At 64.3% G+C, this 14,694-nt stretch carries 20 protein-coding genes; 11 read left to right on the top strand and 9 right to left on the bottom strand.

What is annotated here, in order from left to right; all coding sequences use genetic code 11:
* The first annotated feature begins 39 nt into the window (after positions 1 to 39).
* Positions 40 to 1,014: a class 1b ribonucleoside-diphosphate reductase subunit beta gene (nrdF, locus tag NG696_RS17765; protein ID WP_024368367.1), complete on the top strand. Its 975-nt coding sequence runs from the start codon at positions 40 to 42 to the stop codon at positions 1,012 to 1,014.
* A gap of 200 nt (positions 1,015 to 1,214) precedes the next feature.
* Complete coding sequence (locus tag NG696_RS20845) at positions 1,215 to 1,346, top strand: hypothetical protein (protein ID WP_256472332.1); 132 nt, start codon at positions 1,215 to 1,217, stop codon at positions 1,344 to 1,346.
* A 175-nt stretch (positions 1,347 to 1,521) separates the two neighbouring features.
* Here the strand turns inward: NG696_RS20845 and NG696_RS17760 are convergent, their stop codons facing one another.
* Entirely contained in the window at positions 1,522 to 2,736 is a 1,215-nt protein-coding gene (locus NG696_RS17760) for an aminotransferase class I/II-fold pyridoxal phosphate-dependent enzyme (RefSeq protein WP_252565617.1), read from the bottom strand.
* A 186-nt stretch (positions 2,737 to 2,922) separates the two neighbouring features.
* Here NG696_RS17760 and NG696_RS21025 point away from each other — a divergent pair, with 186 nt between their 5' ends.
* From NG696_RS21025 to NG696_RS17735, 5 genes are all read left to right on the top strand, one after another.
* Positions 2,923 to 3,552, top strand: a complete 630-nt coding sequence (locus tag NG696_RS21025; RefSeq protein WP_252576290.1) for a VOC family protein — start codon at positions 2,923 to 2,925, stop codon at positions 3,550 to 3,552.
* A gap of 105 nt (positions 3,553 to 3,657) precedes the next feature.
* Complete coding sequence (locus NG696_RS17750) at positions 3,658 to 3,906, top strand: type II toxin-antitoxin system Phd/YefM family antitoxin (protein ID WP_252565613.1); 249 nt, start codon at positions 3,658 to 3,660, stop codon at positions 3,904 to 3,906.
* Positions 3,903 to 4,181, top strand: a complete 279-nt coding sequence (locus tag NG696_RS17745; protein ID WP_252565611.1) for a type II toxin-antitoxin system RelE family toxin — start codon at positions 3,903 to 3,905, stop codon at positions 4,179 to 4,181. The genes NG696_RS17750 and NG696_RS17745 overlap by 4 nt, the downstream gene beginning before the upstream one ends.
* A 172-nt stretch (positions 4,182 to 4,353) precedes the next feature.
* Positions 4,354 to 4,737, top strand: a complete 384-nt coding sequence (locus tag NG696_RS21020) for a cupredoxin domain-containing protein (protein WP_252565609.1) — start codon at positions 4,354 to 4,356, stop codon at positions 4,735 to 4,737.
* A complete protein-coding gene (locus NG696_RS17735; protein ID WP_252565607.1) occupies positions 4,734 to 5,138 on the top strand; it encodes a hypothetical protein in 405 nt (134 codons plus the stop codon). The genes NG696_RS21020 and NG696_RS17735 overlap by 4 nt, the downstream gene beginning before the upstream one ends.
* Positions 5,139 to 5,145: 7 nt before the next feature.
* Here the strand turns inward: NG696_RS17735 and NG696_RS17730 are convergent, their stop codons facing one another.
* Together NG696_RS17730 and NG696_RS17725 are read right to left on the bottom strand one after the other, a co-directional pair.
* The gene (locus NG696_RS17730; protein WP_252565605.1) at positions 5,146 to 6,675 is read right to left on the bottom strand and encodes an FAD-dependent oxidoreductase; all 1,530 of its coding nucleotides are present in this window, start codon (positions 6,673 to 6,675) and stop codon (positions 5,146 to 5,148) included.
* A 151-nt stretch (positions 6,676 to 6,826) separates the two neighbouring features.
* Positions 6,827 to 7,297, bottom strand: a complete 471-nt coding sequence (locus NG696_RS17725; RefSeq protein ID WP_252565602.1) for a DUF4383 domain-containing protein — start codon at positions 7,295 to 7,297, stop codon at positions 6,827 to 6,829.
* A 205-nt stretch (positions 7,298 to 7,502) separates the two neighbouring features.
* Here NG696_RS17725 and NG696_RS17720 point away from each other — a divergent pair, with 205 nt between their 5' ends.
* Positions 7,503 to 8,321: a CPBP family intramembrane glutamic endopeptidase gene (locus NG696_RS17720; RefSeq protein ID WP_252576289.1), complete on the top strand. Its 819-nt coding sequence runs from the start codon at positions 7,503 to 7,505 to the stop codon at positions 8,319 to 8,321.
* A gap of 277 nt (positions 8,322 to 8,598) precedes the next feature.
* Here the strand turns inward: NG696_RS17720 and NG696_RS17715 are convergent, their stop codons facing one another.
* From NG696_RS17715 to NG696_RS17695, 5 genes are all read right to left on the bottom strand, one after another.
* Complete coding sequence (locus NG696_RS17715; RefSeq protein WP_252576288.1) at positions 8,599 to 8,781, bottom strand: GyrI-like domain-containing protein; 183 nt, start codon at positions 8,779 to 8,781, stop codon at positions 8,599 to 8,601.
* A 17-nt stretch (positions 8,782 to 8,798) separates the two neighbouring features.
* The gene (locus NG696_RS17710; RefSeq protein WP_252565599.1) at positions 8,799 to 8,960 is read right to left on the bottom strand and encodes a hypothetical protein; all 162 of its coding nucleotides are present in this window, start codon (positions 8,958 to 8,960) and stop codon (positions 8,799 to 8,801) included.
* 188 nt (positions 8,961 to 9,148) lie between these two features.
* Positions 9,149 to 9,778 (bottom strand): SDR family NAD(P)-dependent oxidoreductase, encoded by a 630-nt coding sequence (locus NG696_RS17705; RefSeq protein ID WP_252563395.1) that lies wholly within the window; start codon positions 9,776 to 9,778, stop codon positions 9,149 to 9,151.
* A gap of 206 nt (positions 9,779 to 9,984) precedes the next feature.
* A complete protein-coding gene (locus NG696_RS17700; protein WP_252576287.1) occupies positions 9,985 to 10,881 on the bottom strand; it encodes a diacylglycerol kinase catalytic domain-containing protein in 897 nt (298 codons plus the stop codon).
* Positions 10,882 to 10,890: 9 nt separating this feature from the next.
* Positions 10,891 to 11,952 (bottom strand): SPFH domain-containing protein, encoded by a 1,062-nt coding sequence (locus NG696_RS17695; RefSeq protein WP_252576286.1) that lies wholly within the window; start codon positions 11,950 to 11,952, stop codon positions 10,891 to 10,893.
* 103 nt (positions 11,953 to 12,055) lie between these two features.
* Between NG696_RS17695 and NG696_RS17690 the strand changes: the two genes are divergently transcribed.
* Positions 12,056 to 12,790: an NUDIX hydrolase gene (locus NG696_RS17690; RefSeq protein WP_252576285.1), complete on the top strand. Its 735-nt coding sequence runs from the start codon at positions 12,056 to 12,058 to the stop codon at positions 12,788 to 12,790.
* A 6-nt stretch (positions 12,791 to 12,796) separates the two neighbouring features.
* On the opposite strand, the gene NG696_RS21015 is transcribed toward NG696_RS17690, so the two are convergent.
* Entirely contained in the window at positions 12,797 to 13,861 is a 1,065-nt protein-coding gene (locus tag NG696_RS21015; protein WP_252576284.1) for an FAD-dependent oxidoreductase, read from the bottom strand.
* A gap of 238 nt (positions 13,862 to 14,099) precedes the next feature.
* On the opposite strand from NG696_RS21015, the gene NG696_RS17680 reads away from it, so the two are divergent.
* Both NG696_RS17680 and NG696_RS17675 read left to right on the top strand, forming a co-directional pair.
* Positions 14,100 to 14,381, top strand: a complete 282-nt coding sequence (locus NG696_RS17680) for a type II toxin-antitoxin system Phd/YefM family antitoxin (RefSeq protein WP_252563408.1) — start codon at positions 14,100 to 14,102, stop codon at positions 14,379 to 14,381.
* Positions 14,378 to 14,647, top strand: a complete 270-nt coding sequence (locus tag NG696_RS17675) for a type II toxin-antitoxin system RelE family toxin (protein WP_252563411.1) — start codon at positions 14,378 to 14,380, stop codon at positions 14,645 to 14,647. The genes NG696_RS17680 and NG696_RS17675 overlap by 4 nt, the downstream gene beginning before the upstream one ends.
* Positions 14,648 to 14,694: the final 47 nt, after the last annotated feature.

Genomic DNA, 14,694 nt, shown 5'->3' with positions numbered 1-14,694 from the left:
GCTTAACTTCAAAGAATAACCCAACTTTTAGGGGATGACATGACCGAGAAGGTCAAGCTGCTTAGCCACGTCGAAGCGATCAACTGGAACCGCATCCAGGACGATAAGGACGTAGACGTCTGGAACCGTCTGGTCAACAACTTCTGGCTGCCGGAGAAGATCCCGCTGTCCAACGACGTCCAGTCGTGGGCCACGCTGACCCCCGACGAGCAGCAGCTCACCATGCGCGTGTTCACCGGCCTGACCCTGCTGGACACCATCCAGGGCACCGTCGGCGCCGTCTCGCTGATTCCGGACGCTATCACCCCGCACGAGGAAGCCGTCTACACGAACATCGCGTTCATGGAGTCTGTGCACGCCAAGAGCTACTCCTCGATCTTCTCCACGCTGGCCTCCACCAAGGAGATTGACGAGGCATTCCGCTGGTCTACTGAGAACGTGAACCTTCAGAAGAAGGCCCAGATCGTCATGGACTACTACCAGGGCGACGATCCGCTGAAGCGCAAGGTGGCCTCCACGCTGCTGGAGTCCTTCCTGTTCTACTCGGGCTTCTACTTGCCCATGTACTGGTCCTCACGGGCCAAGCTGACGAACACGGCCGACCTGATCCGCCTGATCATCCGCGACGAAGCCGTCCACGGCTACTACATCGGCTACAAGTTCCAGAAGGGCCTTGAGGGCCTCTCCGAGGAGCGCAAGCAGGAGATCAAGGACTACACGTTCGAACTGCTCTTCGAGCTGTACGAGAACGAGGTCCAGTACACTCACGACCTCTACGATTCCGTTGGCCTGGCCGAGGACGTCAAGAAGTTCCTGCACTACAACGCCAACAAAGCACTGATGAACCTGGGCTACGAGGCCATGTTCCCGGCTTCCGTCACCGACGTGAACCCGGCCATCCTCTCGGCCCTGTCCCCGAACGCCGACGAGAACCACGACTTCTTCTCCGGGTCCGGTTCGTCGTACGTCATCGGCAAAGCGGTGAACACAGAGGACGACGACTGGGACTTCTAGTCCACCCCCTGTTGGTTGTTGAGCCCATATGAGGAGGGTCCCCCACGCTGATACGTGCGGGACCCTTCGCGCTCTCCGGTCAGGCTAACGTTTGCTTGTTCGCGAGGCCCGCATCTGCGCCTCCGCGCTGACACCGCCATCGGCCGCCCCGCACCGGCGGCTCCCACGGGACCGGCGGTGGGGACACCCTTCACCGTGAAATGCATAACGGCAACGTCGCCAGAATCACGATCGTCTCCGCCGTGCGGACGGACACGGTGACCACGACTGCGTTTGCGTCAACGCCGAAGAACGGAACCTACCTGCTCCTGGACGTATTGTGGGAGACCTAGGCGGGGAAGGCTAGCTCGAATCCCTTCTACTTCTCAGCCAAAGATGAAAGCGGCCGCAAAGCTGACCTCAGCATGTTTGCCGACAACCAGCTGGGCTCCGGTGACGTCCTGCCGGGCGACCAGTCCGAGGGTGTGTCGCGTTCGACATGGCGCCCGGGGCGGCGACGTGATTGAATCACGGGCTGCTTTCCCTCATCGCCGCTTCGAACGCCGGCAAACTGCGTTCGATCATGTCCTCGTTGGCTGTCAGGGAGATCCGGAAGAAGCCTGGCGTCTCGAACAGCACGCCCGGCAACACGAAGACATCCCGGCGGGCAAGTGAGTTGGTGAACGCCTCATCGTCCGAAATGGGGGACGTGACATACAGGTAGAACGTGCCTTCCGGCCGCCGGACGCGGTACCCCATGCCGCCGAGCACATCGACGAGACGGTCCCGGCGCCGCTGCAACTGGCCGACGTCGATGGTGAACTTCTCCAGTTCGGGAAGCGCGTGCTGCAGCAGGGCGTTCGGATACACCCAGCCCATCGCCACCTGCAGGCCAGTGATAGCCGGTTCCATCTCATCCCGCTGCGGCATGGTGGGCGGCAACGCCAGGTAGCCGACGCGCTGGCCTGGGGAGAGATGGGTCTTGCCGTAGGAGTAGGCCAGAAGCGTGTGCGGGTAGAACTCCACAGGGCTGTGGAATCGCAAGCCGTCGAACACGATCCGGTTGTAGGCCTCGTCCGAGATTAGGTAGATCCGCCGTCTAAGCCTGGCCGAGGCCGCCTCCAGCAGTTCGGCCAGCCGGACCAGTAATTCGGGTGGATAAATCCGCCCCGTGGGATTGTTGGGCGAGTTGACGATCACGGCCCGGGTGCGTTCCGTGATGGCGGCCTCGATCGCATCGAGGTCCAGGTCGAACGTGGTTGTGTTGATTTTCACCTTCACCGGTACGAGCCCGGCTTCAAGGATCAGCGGCTCGTATAGGAACCAGGGCGGCAGGCTGTAAATGATCTCGTCGCCGGGATCTGCGACGGTCTTCAGCGCAAGGGCGATGGCGGCGAAGCCACCGGTGGTGAGGTAAATATCCTCCGTCCGGAAGGGCACATCCAGCAGCCTGTGAAGGGATTGAGCGGCTGCTTCCCGGGCGGCTTCGCCGTTGGTCTGGTAGGCGAACCACTGATCATTCTGAGGAGTCAGCGCGTCCCGCAGCGTATTGACGTAGCGGTCAGCCGGCATCTGGTGCGGATTGCCGAAGGTGAAGTCGCAGCCCGGCACCTGCCCGGTCCCGCGGGCACTGTACTCCCGGATGTAGGCGCTAACCCGCTGAAAGGAGGGGATCGACGCCAGCCGGGCGGCGCGATCAGATACCGCCGAGGTTGTCTGGGATGTGGCTGTCGGATCGTTCATGTCAGCGCTCCTGTGTAGGGCAGCCCGGTGGGGCGGCAGTCGGTTGGGCGGCGCGCTGCCAAGCCAGCGGAGGCCGTTGTAAGAGCCATTGTTGACTCGACGACGCATTGGAGTAAAGACTCCGCGATAATGGCCCGGGCAAGGGCGTGCCTCCGGTATCGGGTATTTACGTGGGTATAGGGTCGGGTGACAAATGTTGAGCCCGTGGGCTTTGCCTGGCCGGACCCCGCCGCCGTCTGCATCGATGTCGTCACCGTCCCGGACCCCGAGACAGTGAAGTACCGCGCGCACCTCGATCTGGCCACCACCTCTGCGGCCCATCACGCGGAGCTGGTCGCGCGGCTGTTGGAGCTCGGTGCGACGCTCGCGGATGTGGGCCAGGGTGATGTGCCGTGGACAGTCCTAGCCGACCCGGAGGGCAATGTGTTCTGTGTGCTGGAGCCGCGACCGATCTACCGGGACGCCGGGCCGATTGCCACGGTGGTGGTCAATTGCGCGGATCCGCGGGCCCTGGCCCGGTTCTGGGGCGAGGCCACGGACTGGACCGTGCACGAGGTGAACGACGACCATGCGAGGCTGCGTTCGGCCAAGGGCGTCGGGCCGTATCTGGAATTACTTCGCACGTCTGGCGTGGAGACGGTGTGGAACCGTGTCCATCTCGACGTGATGCCGTACCCGGGTGATGATCAAGCGGCAGAAGTGGCCAGGCTGCGGGCGCTGGGCGCCACGGGCGCCGACGTCCGCCAGGGCGATGTGCCATGGGTATGCCTCGCCGACACTGAGGGTAACGAGTTCTGCGTCCTCACCCCGGGCTGACGCCGGGTCACTGACAGCCAGATTCGAAGCGCTGTCCGTCTGGTCGAAGGCGGCGACCCAAGGGCTTACATGTACGCTTGGTGACCACAGGTGTACATTTGAAGAATGTCCACCATCAACATCACCGACGCGCGTTCCCATCTGCCGGAACTCGTCAGAGTGGCTGAATCGGAGCCGGTATTCATTGAGCGCCGGGGGCGAAGGGCAGCCGTTCTCGTGTCCCCGGAGCGCTACGAGCAGATGCTCGACGCCTTGGAAGAAGTCGAAGATATCGCAGCGTTCGACGAGGCGATGGCCGAAGAGGGCGAAAATATCCCCTGGGCCCAGGTGAAAGTCGATCTTGGCTGGGTATGACCAGCTATCGGATTGAGCTGCGCCCTGCGGCCCTTCGGGCCCTCAGACAGATCCATCCGAACGACCGCGATCGTATCCACGGCGCCATCGCACTCCTCGGGTCCGATCCGCGACCGCCCAAGGCCATCGCCTTGCGTGGACGTCCGGGATTTCGGGTCCGGGTTGGCGACTATCGGATCATTTATACAATCCAGGACGATGTGCTGCTGGTGGTTGTTGTCACCGTTGGTCATCGGCGCGATGTCTACAGCAGTAGGCTGTCGGCTATTCGCTAGTCCCGCTCGGCTGCCTCCGTCGCTGCGGCGGCTGCCAGGCGCCGCCTGCGGCAGCACCGCCGTCGGCCGCCCTTCACCGAACCGCAGGCGCCATTTCCGTCTGATGCGCGCACAATAATAAGGACAGGCCGGGCCTGGCCGGCCCTGGTTTCCGGAGTCGAGGACGGTCACCGTGAGAGCGATTCAGGCCAAGGCCACAGTGCTGCTGATGGCGGCGCTCCTTTTGGGCGGTTGCGGCTCCGGCGCCGGAAGTCCCGCGGCGTCCCCCGGGCCGGGGACAGCGACGACGGGAGCGGTCACCCCTGGAGCGCCAGTTATCACCATCAAGGACTTCGAGTATGGCGCGCCGCTGACCGTTGCGCCGGGCACAATTGTCACGGTCACCAACATGGATTCAGCGGGCCATACCGTCACCGCGGACCAGGGCCAGGCATTTGACGTGGATGTGCGGGGAAGCGGCGGGACGGCCACGTTCACAGCGCCGTCGGCACCCGGGTCCTACCCCTACTTTTGCACGTATCACCCCAATATGCGCGGGACGCTGATAGTCAAATGAACGTGGCACTGAGGGTACTGACAGCACTGGCTTTGTTCATCGATGCCGGGGTCCATATTTATCTGGCCCCCGGCTACCAGGCGGCCTCACCTGGCGGAATCGGACAAGGCAACTTGTTCTATCTCGAATCGGCGGCGGCGGTGCTGACGGCGCTGTGGGTTCTGTTCCGCGGCAGCAGAGCCTCCTTTGCCCTGGCCCTGGTGGTGGCCCTGAGCGCATTCGTGGCCGTGGTGTTGTACCGGTATGTGGATATCCCGGCCTTCGGACCCTTCCCTGCCATGTATGAGCCTGTGTGGTTTTTTGAGAAGTCGCTCAGCGCCGTGGCTGAAGGAGCCGGAGCGCTACTGGCCGCTGCGGGCCTGGTGCGTACCAAGCCCAAGGTACGGTCCGGCAGCGGATAGTGGGTCGTCAGGGCATCGGTGCGGGTGGGAGGTTTTTGGCGGCCGGCCCTTGGATGACGGTGCCGTCGGTGCTGAATCGCGAGCCGTGGCAGGGGCAGTCCCAGGTGGCGTCGGCGGTGTTGAAGCCGACGGTGCAGCCCAGATGGGTACAAGTGGCGGAGACGGCGTGGACCTGCCCGTCCGCGTCTTTGTAGACGGCCGTGCTCTCGCCGTTGACTGTCATGACTGTCCCCTCACCCGGCGACAGCTCCGTGTGGCCGGGCCGGCCGCGGAGTTTGCCGGCCAGGACAGTTGCCACGGTCTTGATGTTCTCCTTCATGAACCGTCGCGCGCTGGCTGCCGGGGTAATCCGGTTGCTGTTGAACACCGAGGCCCAGGGGTTCTCCCGGCCGCTGAGGGTGTCAGTGAGAATGAGAGCGGCGGCGGTTCCGTTGGACAGGCCCCATTTGCGCAGACCGGTGATCACGTACACGTGTTTGGCAGTGGGGGACATGAGACCGGCGTAGGGCAGCCCGTCGAGCGGGATGCCGTCCTGTGTTGACCAGCGGTAGGCGACCTTGTCCACGCCGAGGCGGTCGTGGGCGAAGGCTGCGAGTCTGTTGTACCGCTCGGCCGTGTCGCCGGGCTCCGATACGCGGTGGCCTTCGCCGCCGGTAAGCACGTAGCTTGTACCGTTGACGCTGGCGGTCAGAATGGACCGCATCGGTTCGTCGACGCTGATGAACGTGGCGTCCAGCGGTGGGGTGTCCACGCGTCCGGCGACAAGATAGGAACGGTGCGGATGACACCGCAGGTAGAAGAGGCCCTGGCCGCTGAACGGCACATTCGTGGCGACGATGATGTCGCGGGCCCGGACGGTGCCGTGTCCGGTATCGACGACGGCCGGGGAGCCGTCGTGGATTCGCTCCGCCCGGGTCTGCTCGAAGACGAAGCTGCCCTCACCATCGACCACGCGGGCCAGACCCTGAAGGTATTTCACGGCATGGATTTGCGCCTGCCCATCGAATCGGGCCGCACCCTTGACCGGGAAGGGCAGCGGCACCTCGGTGGTGAAGGCTGCGGGAAGGCCGAGCCGGGCCGCAAGGTTGGCTTCGCCGCGCACGAGGTCGAGCGCGTTATCGGTTTCGGCGTAGGTGTAGTTGGCGACGCGGCGGAAGTCACAGTCGATGGCTTCCTCGGCCACCAGCTGCGCGACGTGTTCGACTGCGGACTGGTTGGCCTGCCCGTACGTGCGGGCGGTTTCGTCGCCGTGTTTGCGTGCAAGGTCCGTGTAGGCAAGGCGGTGAAGGGAGGTGACCTTGCCGGTGGTGTGGCCGGTGACGCCGGTTCCGACGCGGGCGGCGTCGATGACCGCGACGGTCTGGCCGGTGCGTTTGAGCGCCAACGCGGCGGTCAGCCCGGCGATGCCCGCCCCGATAACCGCGACGTCCACCTCCAGATCCCCGCGCAGGACGGGATAATCGGTGGTTCCGGCGGTAGCGACCCAGAGGGAGACCGGTTCACCTTCGGGCCGTCCACTGTTCGATGCGTCATTCACTGCGTCACCTCAGGATCACCCGGTACTGCTCGGCTGTGTTAGGGCTGCGTCAGCAGCCGCCGACGCCGAGGGGACTCACGGCGACCGTCCCGAGGATTTCACGCCCCGGGGGACGGCCGCCGTCGTCGGTTTTCCACGAACCGTGGAGGCGCTACATAGGGCTTCCCTTCATCTTCTCCATGGCATCCCGGCCGAGCCAGAGGCCCAGGCCCACCATGCCAACGCCCAGAACCAGGTGCAGCCAATTGTCGGCGGTGTTGAACGGGACGAAGTTGGCGGCCGCGTTCATGTCGATGACCAGGCCGTAGATCCACAGCAGCAGGTACACAACGCCGCCGCCAAGGAAGAACCAGCGGGCCATCGAGTTTGTCCGGGCCATCGCAATGCCGGCCGCGCCAAACAGCAGATGGACGATGTTGTGCAGGATGGACACTTGGAAGACTCCAAGCAGCATGGCCCCGGACTCATGTCCGGCAAAGGTCATGGCGCCGTAATTGGTGGTGATTCCCGGGATAAACCCGAGGACTCCAACCAGCAGGAAAACGGCACCAGTGCCTATGGCGGTGTTGTGAAGCGTCAACCCCATCATGTGGTGTTGAGCGGGGTGTGAAGCGGTAGTCATTGGTCTCCCTTTCACGCAAACTGCCGGCTCTTCAGATGGAGAACCGGCCTGGCGGCAAGGAGTCGCAGGAATCCTGCCGACGCCCACATCGTACTCCGGAAAACCGTGTGTGGGCAGGGGAAACAGAGCCTGGGGGGCCTCGCCCAGGCGTTGACCGGGCGCGGCCATCTTTCCCAGAAGCCGCAGTCGCTGACATGCTTGTGTTGTGACCTTAGTCTCGACGCAGCCACCCCGTACCGCGCTCACTTGGAAGTTGGTGCCAGCGGTCCTGCTCTCGGCGTCCGGGGTGTTGCTATTCGGCGTCGAGAATGACCTCGTGGGCTACAGCGTGCTGGTTTTGAGCCTGGTCACGGCCGCACTGATCGACCGCGAATTCGTGCGGCACCTCGCGCTGATTGCGGCGGGAATGGTGATCATCAGCCTGGTTCCGCTGAACGCGGATTTGAGCATCCCGCACATGACCCTGATGGGTGGTGCCCTCGCGTTGGCCGTGCTGGTGCCGTGGCTGGTGTCGCGGTTCGTCTACCGCGAGAAGATCATCAAATTTCCGGTAAACACGGGCCGCAAATGGCCTTTGTCAGCGAAGCTGTACCTGATCGCTGTTGTAGCACTCGGCTACCTGATCCTGCCTGTGTACCTGATACGCACGGAGGTGTATCAGAACTGGCCGGACGCGTCCGACCCCACCATCTTCTGGCGCCTTTTTCTCGGCGTGAACGCTGTTGGAATTTGGGACGAGCTGTTCTTCATCTGCACCACCTTCACGCTCCTGCGGCGGCACTTCCCGGACTGGCTCGCCAACATCCTGCAGGCCGTGGTCTTCTCGTCTTTCCTGTGGGAGATCGGCTACATGGCCTGGGGACCGCTCCTGACGTTCCCGTTCGCGCTGCTGCAGGGATACACCTTCAAGCTGACCAAGTCGTTCACCTATGTTGTGACGGTGCACTTGGTCTTCGACTTCGTGCTGTTCCTCGCACTCGTGCACGCGCACAACCGCGACTGGCTGCCGATCTTCTGGTATTGAGGCCTGCTTGCGTGGATCAGAGCCAATTGTGAAAGCGGCACTTTCACCAGTTATCCGACGGCGGTCCCGCCGGAGCGGCTGTACCAGGAGCGGTCGTACCTGGTGAGCACAGTAAAGCCATGGTGGGACAGATCGAGTACGTTCACGACGCCGAGGCTACGTCCCGGCTATGAATGACATCCTCAGCCGAAGGGATGCTGGTCGTTGAGCGTGTCGGGGCCTATCCCGATGGACGTACTGGCTGACGCAGCACAGTCCTTAGCTTCCCCGAAGCCACTCACTTGGGGTCGTCCAGGTAGATCTCCTGGTGGTTCCCGTTTGGAACCAGGTTATGGGCGGGCAGGAACTTACTGTGCAGCCTGGCAAGGGTCGGCACCTCCCCGCTGTTCGGCCCCACGTGCATGATCTGGGCGCAGGCCTTCGTGAAAGCTTTCGCTCCGCAGGCTGGCCGGCGGTTCACCCATGCTTGCTTTCGCCTTATCGACGGCATCCTTCAAACATCGCCGCCGTCAGCCAGCCCGGTTCAAAGACGATCATCATCCGCCAGTTCAGTTTGTCTCGGTTTCCGTGGATGAAGTCCTGGATGTCGTCCGCCCACCACAAACCTTCCGGCGGTGCTTCCACGAAGGGCTTGCCCATTTGTTTTCTAGCGAAAGGCTTCATGGGGTCGATGGCTGCATACAACCACTTGATGGCGTCTGCGAACGCAGGACTGTCTGGCCCGCAGGTCTTCATCTTTCACATTGCCCTCGTTCGATGGTGTTGCACTCGGCTACTTGATTCGGACGGTATGTCTGATCCTGAAGCCTGCTCCAACAGGCTCAACGTCAGGGCATCCCGGCCAGGTGCGCGCACGCGTCCCACAAGCGCTTCCGGGCTTCGGGGTCCGATCCCATTCCGGGCGTCGGGAGCTCCTTGCGCTTGGCCCATAGCTTTCCTGAGACTCCCGCTGTTTCGCGTGACGTGGCGAGCCAGAGCGGTGTATCCGCCGCCTTTTCTGCCGGCGCTCCGAACGTGTTCGTGATCCAGCGGAATGGGCCCCCGACGTCCTGCAGCAGCGTCGTGTTCTTGACCAGTCCCGGATGGACGGCATTGGCGACCACGCCTGAGCCGCGCAGACGCTCAGCGAACTCCTGCGTGAGCAGTACCCGGGCCAGCATTGTGGGCGGCGTCGAGCGAAGGTAGCTGTACTTGCCGCTTGCAGTCTGGAGGTCGTCGAAGTTCAGCCTGGCATTGCCATACCGGGACGCGATGTTGACGATGCGGGAATTGCTGGGTGGTGCGGCTGCGCGGTGCGTGAGCGCGTCCAGCAGCAGGTTGGTCAGCAGGAAGTAGGCCAGCACATTAGTGGCGAAGGTCAGTTCGAGCCCATCGCGGGTTACCTGACGTTCCTTGCGGAACACGCCCGCTGCGTTGACCAGCACGTCGAGCCGGTCGTGGCGGGACCGGAAGTGCAAGGCCGGATGCCACAGCGCCTCCCAAGCCGCCGGCGGCGCCCGTCACCAGTGCCACGGTTCCGTCCATGGATGCCATCGTCTCGCCTCCTCACGCGTTGCCATCTTGTCGTAACGATGAGGCCGCCGTGGAGCCGGGGATTTCCGGCGCTATTCCTCGACTAGTCAAAATCACAACACACGCGAGCCGGATTGACCAGACAACTTGCTTACATCACCAGCCGCAGCGGCCTTTCGCCCAACCGCACCGTGATTTCCTGGCCCCAGGATGCGGTCAGGCGGTCTGATTCCATGCCGTCGCCGAAAACCACCAGCTGGTCGGATGCCACAGTGATCCGGAGTGTCTCGCCCGCGTCCAGCACCCCCTCCGTCAGGGAGGCTCCGGTGATGGGGGAGGGCCAGGCCTCGCGGACGAACCACGCGAGCTGGGCGTCCGCCGGCGCCGGCAGCGCGCGCCCTCCACGCTCCAGGGCGATGGAAGCGCACCAGCCGGTGGCCCCGGTGCCGGTGGAGACGATCAGCCCGGACGAGGACTGCCGTTCGGTCCGGCTGCCCGGGGTGGTGAGCTGGTACCGGGCCGACTGGTGCGAGGCATGCCCGACGAAGATTTCGTTGAGCGCCGAGAGTTCCTGCCCGTCATCGAGGCGCGCTGTCACGGTGGCGAGCTCCCGGCTGTTCAGCCGTTCCGGCCCGACCAGGGCAGCTTCCCGGAGCAGTTTTGCTGCCTCGTTGGGCGTGTGCCGGACCAGGACGCCGGGATTCGCTCCGGGCTCCGGATCGATCCCGATGACCGGCTGGCCGTTGAGGTACTTGGCCGCGTTGGCCACCAGCCCGTCCTGGCCCACCACGGCCACGATGTCCTCCGCTGTGAGCAGGAAGCGGCTGAGGTCCGTCCGCTCCACCTCGGCGTGACGCCATTCGGCCGGAACTACGGCCCGGACCGTCTCCAGCGCGACGGTGATCCTGTCATGTCGCCCCTGGACATCCTGGATGTTGCGTCCCCGCGTGCGGAGGAAGAGTTCGGCCTGTCCGCGCGTGGCGTGCCGGTCCAGCAGTTCCTGGAGCTCGGTCCGTCGGTGGACGATGACAAGGCGTGGATTTGCCATGCCGGGATCCTACTTCCCGGCGTTGCCGGTGGTGCCTGCAGCTATGCGGCCTGCATCAGCCAAGGCCGTGCCGCCCAATGGCTCCCGGAGCAGCCCGGCCAGCGCCCCGCTCAGCAGGTCCGGGGTGATGGTGAGGTTCCCGATGTTGGGCAGCGAACCGGCTGCCTCGCGGAGGGCCAAGCCCAGAAGGGTGGCCTGGTCCACGTCCTGGTAGACCTCCATGCTGGCGGCCTCGCGTGCGGCAGCAGCCTCGCCCAGCAGCCGGATCTGGTTCGCTTCGGCGTCGGCGCTGATGCCCTGCCGTTCGGCCGAAGCGTGCGCGTCGATCAGTCCCGCGGCCGCCTTTTCCTCGGCCGCACGCCGTGCGTTGGCGCCTTCCCGGGCCACCAAGTGTTCGCGGCGGGTGGCCAGTTCGATCTGGCTCGCCATTTCGTTCTCGGAAATGGTCCGTTCACGTTCGACGGCGACGGCCCGGCGTTCGTAGACGGCGCGGTCTGCTTCGGCCTGGAGCTGTTCGCGGACCGGCGTCTGGAGGGCTCTCTCGACGTCCGACTCCGGCCGGACGGCCAGGACCTGCACGCCAAGAATCTCGATGCCTGTGGACAGGAGCCGGGCGTCCGAGCGCAGCGCGTCGGTAAGGACCGTGCGGAGCTGGCTGACAGCGCGCTCCAGGGCCTCGGCCAATGTGGTGGTTGCGATCTGGTCAATGGCGTGGCTCTGGCATAGCTGGCCGATGATGGTGGCCACCTGGTCCCTGCCGGTCGCGGGACCTGCACCGGCCGGTTGGAGGCCGAAGTCGAGCCGGCTGGAGACGGCCACGGGGTCGATGAAGCGGTAGGTCACGTTTGCCTGGATGCTTACGTCCTGGTGGTCCCGGGTGATGGCGTGGAAGAGAGTGGGCAGTTCCTGGTCATCGACGGGAACCTCGCTGAGCACGGAGACCGCGGGGCGGTACCAGAACGCCTGGCCCACTCCTTCGTGGCGGACCGAGCCCTTCTGGAGGTGGACGACGTAGCCGGTGGGGCTGCCCAGGAAGTGGCTGATCCAGGGGTAGTTCTTGATGCTGGCCATGGGATTCTCCTCAACGGTTCTTGTCGTCACTTTGACGATAATCAAACGATAGGCGCCGCCGGAACTTATTGTCAATCTGACGATAATTTCCTAGGATGGGGTCATGCCTGAATCTCGCCCGAAGCACGCGCGCTTCCCGGTGACGGTCGACGTCGTCGCCCTCACCGTGGCCGACGACACCCTGAACGTCCTGCTCATCACCCGGCTCATTGACCCGTTCCGCGGAACACTCGCCCTCCCGGGCGGTTTTGTGCTGGCTGGCGAGGACCTGCCGTCTGCTGCGGCCCGCGAGCTTGCTGAAGAGACCGGCGTCGAGCACGTCCCCGGGTACCTGGAGCAGCTGGGGAGCTATGGCCCGAAGGGGCGCGATCCTCGCGGTGATGTGCTCACCGTGGCTCACTTGCTGCTCGCGCCCAACTTCCCGGTGCTGTCCGCCGGGAGCGACGCCGAACACGCCGGCTGGTATCCGGTCAGCCAGGTCCTGAGAGGCGAAATGCAGCTCGCCTTCGACCATGAGCGGATCCTTGCCGATGCCCTGGAGCGGGCGAAATCAAAGCTCGAATACTCGCCGTTGGCGGCGGCCTTTTGCAGTGAGGAATTTACCGTGGCACAGCTCCGTGCTGTTTATGAGGCCGTCTGGGATACCCGCCTCGACCCCAGGAACTTCCACCGGAAGGCCACGGGAACACCTGGTTTTCTGGAGAGCACCGGACGGATGACTGCGGGCGACGCCGGCCGCCCCGCGGCTCTCTTCAGGCTCGCCGAAACGGCCCGCCCCACAGCAGGCCAGCCCACGCATGCCGTGCTGAATCCGCCGCTCATGCGCCCGCGTGACTGACGCCCCCTACTGGCGGGGGAGCGTGGGATCCCGCCGTGGCCTGGGCTTCACCAGCCGGCCGACGGCACCAACCGCGGCGTTCCGGATTCCTGAGCCGGTATCCATCATGGCGAATTGGCCTGTCAGGCGCGAGGCCAGCACTAGCCGCTGAGTCCGCGCCCGGCGCTCCTTGTCGAACACCGCGAGACCCGTCTCGACAGAGGAAGCCTGCGCCACGGACCGCCCCAGCGAGGCACCATCAAGGATGGCTTCGCAGGCCCCGCGTCCAAGGAAGGGCGCCATTGCGTGGGCGGCGTCGCCCACCAGCGCTGTCTTTCCGGTGACGTACCGCGGCAACTTCGGCGTCTCGAAGAGTCCGTGATGCAGGACTGCCTTCTCTTCGATCCCGCCGATCAGCTCCCGCACGCCGCGGTGCCAAGGGCCGAAATGGTCCACTATGTGCGGCAGGTGTGGTCCGTCAAATGTCTGATCGGCGCGGATGCATGCATACCAGTTCGTCGCATCAGGACCCGCCGGTGTGATGCCAAACAGTGCGCCGGGAGCCCAGGTCTCGCCGAATTCGGCCACGGCGCCTTTGGCGGTTCCCCGCCATGCGACGGCTCCAAGGGAACGGGCGGGGAACCGGTCATCGAACATCCGCTGCCGGGTGCGGCTGAACGTGCCATCCGCACCTACCACCAGCTCCGCATCGTCCAGCTGTTCGGCCTCGATGACCTGCGTGTTGAAGCTGACGTCGATGTCCCGGGCAAGCGCAGCGAGCAGCGCGGGCCGGGAGACCAGGTTCAGGTCGGCGCCCCCGGGGGCTGTCAGCAACGTCCGCCCCGCCGGCGTCCACAGTCGGGTTCCTGCGTCGGCAGCAATGTGCGCCCAACCGTCAGTGCGGCGCGAGGCGTCAACACCAATATCGTCGAGGGCCTTCATGGCGGCCGGCCACATGCCCAGCATGGTGCCCGACGTCGGCAGGGCCGCAGCCTGCTCCAAAACTGTCACTGCCCAGCCGTGACGCTTCAGGGCCCGTGCCGTGCTCAGGCCGCCGATTCCCGCGCCGATGATGACCGCTGAATGTCCCACGCCTCAAGGCTACAGACTGCACCCAGCCGGTTCTTCCTCGCGTGCGGGGTGGGTAGGCTAGGCGACCGTTTGGCACTGTGCCTCGAGAACCGCAGTGGGCGTCATTATCGGCCATGAACGGTGCAGCTACGATGTTGCGCTCGCAGCGGAACCGTGGTGCAGTTCCGCTGCCGTCGCGTCAATATCCGTACCCGGGCCATCCCACCCGGGTCGCGCCATGTGCGCTAGAATTATGTACATGACAACACTCCCGGTGGCAGAAGCACGATCAAATTTCTCGCGCCTTGTGGAGCGGGCGTCCACGACGCACGAGCGGTTCGAGATTACCCGGAATGGACTGCGGGCGGCTGTGCTCCTGGGTGCCGATGACTACGATGCAATGTTGGAGACTGTGGCCATTCTCTCGGACGCCAGGCTTGTCAAAGAGATCGGCCAAGGTCTCCATGATCTCGAACGTGGTGACACCTTCAACGCCGAGCAGGTAAAGGCTGACATGCGGCCTGCAACCGGAACGGAATGAGCGCCGGTTATGACGTCCGGTTCTCGAAATCTGCACGGCGCGCACTGACGCATGGCCTGCCGGAAAAAGTGGCGGCGGCAGCGTTCGAGTTCATAACGGGTGCGCTCCGCGAGAACCCTCGCCGGCTAGGGAAGCAGCTGCAGGAGCCCCTGTATCCCCTCTACTCAGCCAGACGCGGCGAATACAGGGTCATCTACCGGATCATTGACGACGTCCTTCTGATCGAGGTGATATCAATTGCTCACCGTCGTGACGCCTACAGATGAGAAGCGCCCTGGCGTGGAATGACAAAACCGATATTCAACTATCAGGT

Source organism: Pseudarthrobacter cellobiosi (assembly GCF_023913755.1).
GTDB classification, from domain to species: Bacteria; Actinomycetota; Actinomycetes; order Actinomycetales; family Micrococcaceae; genus Arthrobacter; species Arthrobacter cellobiosi.
The sequence above is the reverse complement of the archived record's forward strand: the minus strand, read 5'-3'. Positions and strand labels throughout refer to the sequence as shown.

Coding starts and splice junctions, on each gene's coding strand:
- nrdF (WP_024368367.1), top strand. CDS start 40: ATGACCGAGAAGGTCAAGCTGCTTAGCCACGTCGAAGCGATCAACTGG.
- NG696_RS20845 (WP_256472332.1), top strand. CDS start 1,215: ATGCATAACGGCAACGTCGCCAGAATCACGATCGTCTCCGCCGTGCGG.
- NG696_RS17760 (WP_252565617.1), bottom strand. CDS start 2,736: ATGAACGATCCGACAGCCACATCCCAGACAACCTCGGCGGTATCTGAT.
- NG696_RS17750 (WP_252565613.1), top strand. CDS start 3,658: ATGTCCACCATCAACATCACCGACGCGCGTTCCCATCTGCCGGAACTC.
- NG696_RS17745 (WP_252565611.1), top strand. CDS start 3,903: ATGACCAGCTATCGGATTGAGCTGCGCCCTGCGGCCCTTCGGGCCCTC.
- NG696_RS17735 (WP_252565607.1), top strand. CDS start 4,734: ATGAACGTGGCACTGAGGGTACTGACAGCACTGGCTTTGTTCATCGAT.
- NG696_RS17725 (WP_252565602.1), bottom strand. CDS start 7,297: ATGACTACCGCTTCACACCCCGCTCAACACCACATGATGGGGTTGACG.
- NG696_RS17710 (WP_252565599.1), bottom strand. CDS start 8,960: ATGGGCAAGCCCTTCGTGGAAGCACCGCCGGAAGGTTTGTGGTGGGCG.
- NG696_RS17700 (WP_252576287.1), bottom strand. CDS start 10,881: ATGGCAAATCCACGCCTTGTCATCGTCCACCGACGGACCGAGCTCCAG.
- NG696_RS17695 (WP_252576286.1), bottom strand. CDS start 11,952: ATGGCCAGCATCAAGAACTACCCCTGGATCAGCCACTTCCTGGGCAGC.
- NG696_RS17690 (WP_252576285.1), top strand. CDS start 12,056: ATGCCTGAATCTCGCCCGAAGCACGCGCGCTTCCCGGTGACGGTCGAC.
- NG696_RS17680 (WP_252563408.1), top strand. CDS start 14,100: ATGACAACACTCCCGGTGGCAGAAGCACGATCAAATTTCTCGCGCCTT.
- NG696_RS17675 (WP_252563411.1), top strand. CDS start 14,378: ATGAGCGCCGGTTATGACGTCCGGTTCTCGAAATCTGCACGGCGCGCA.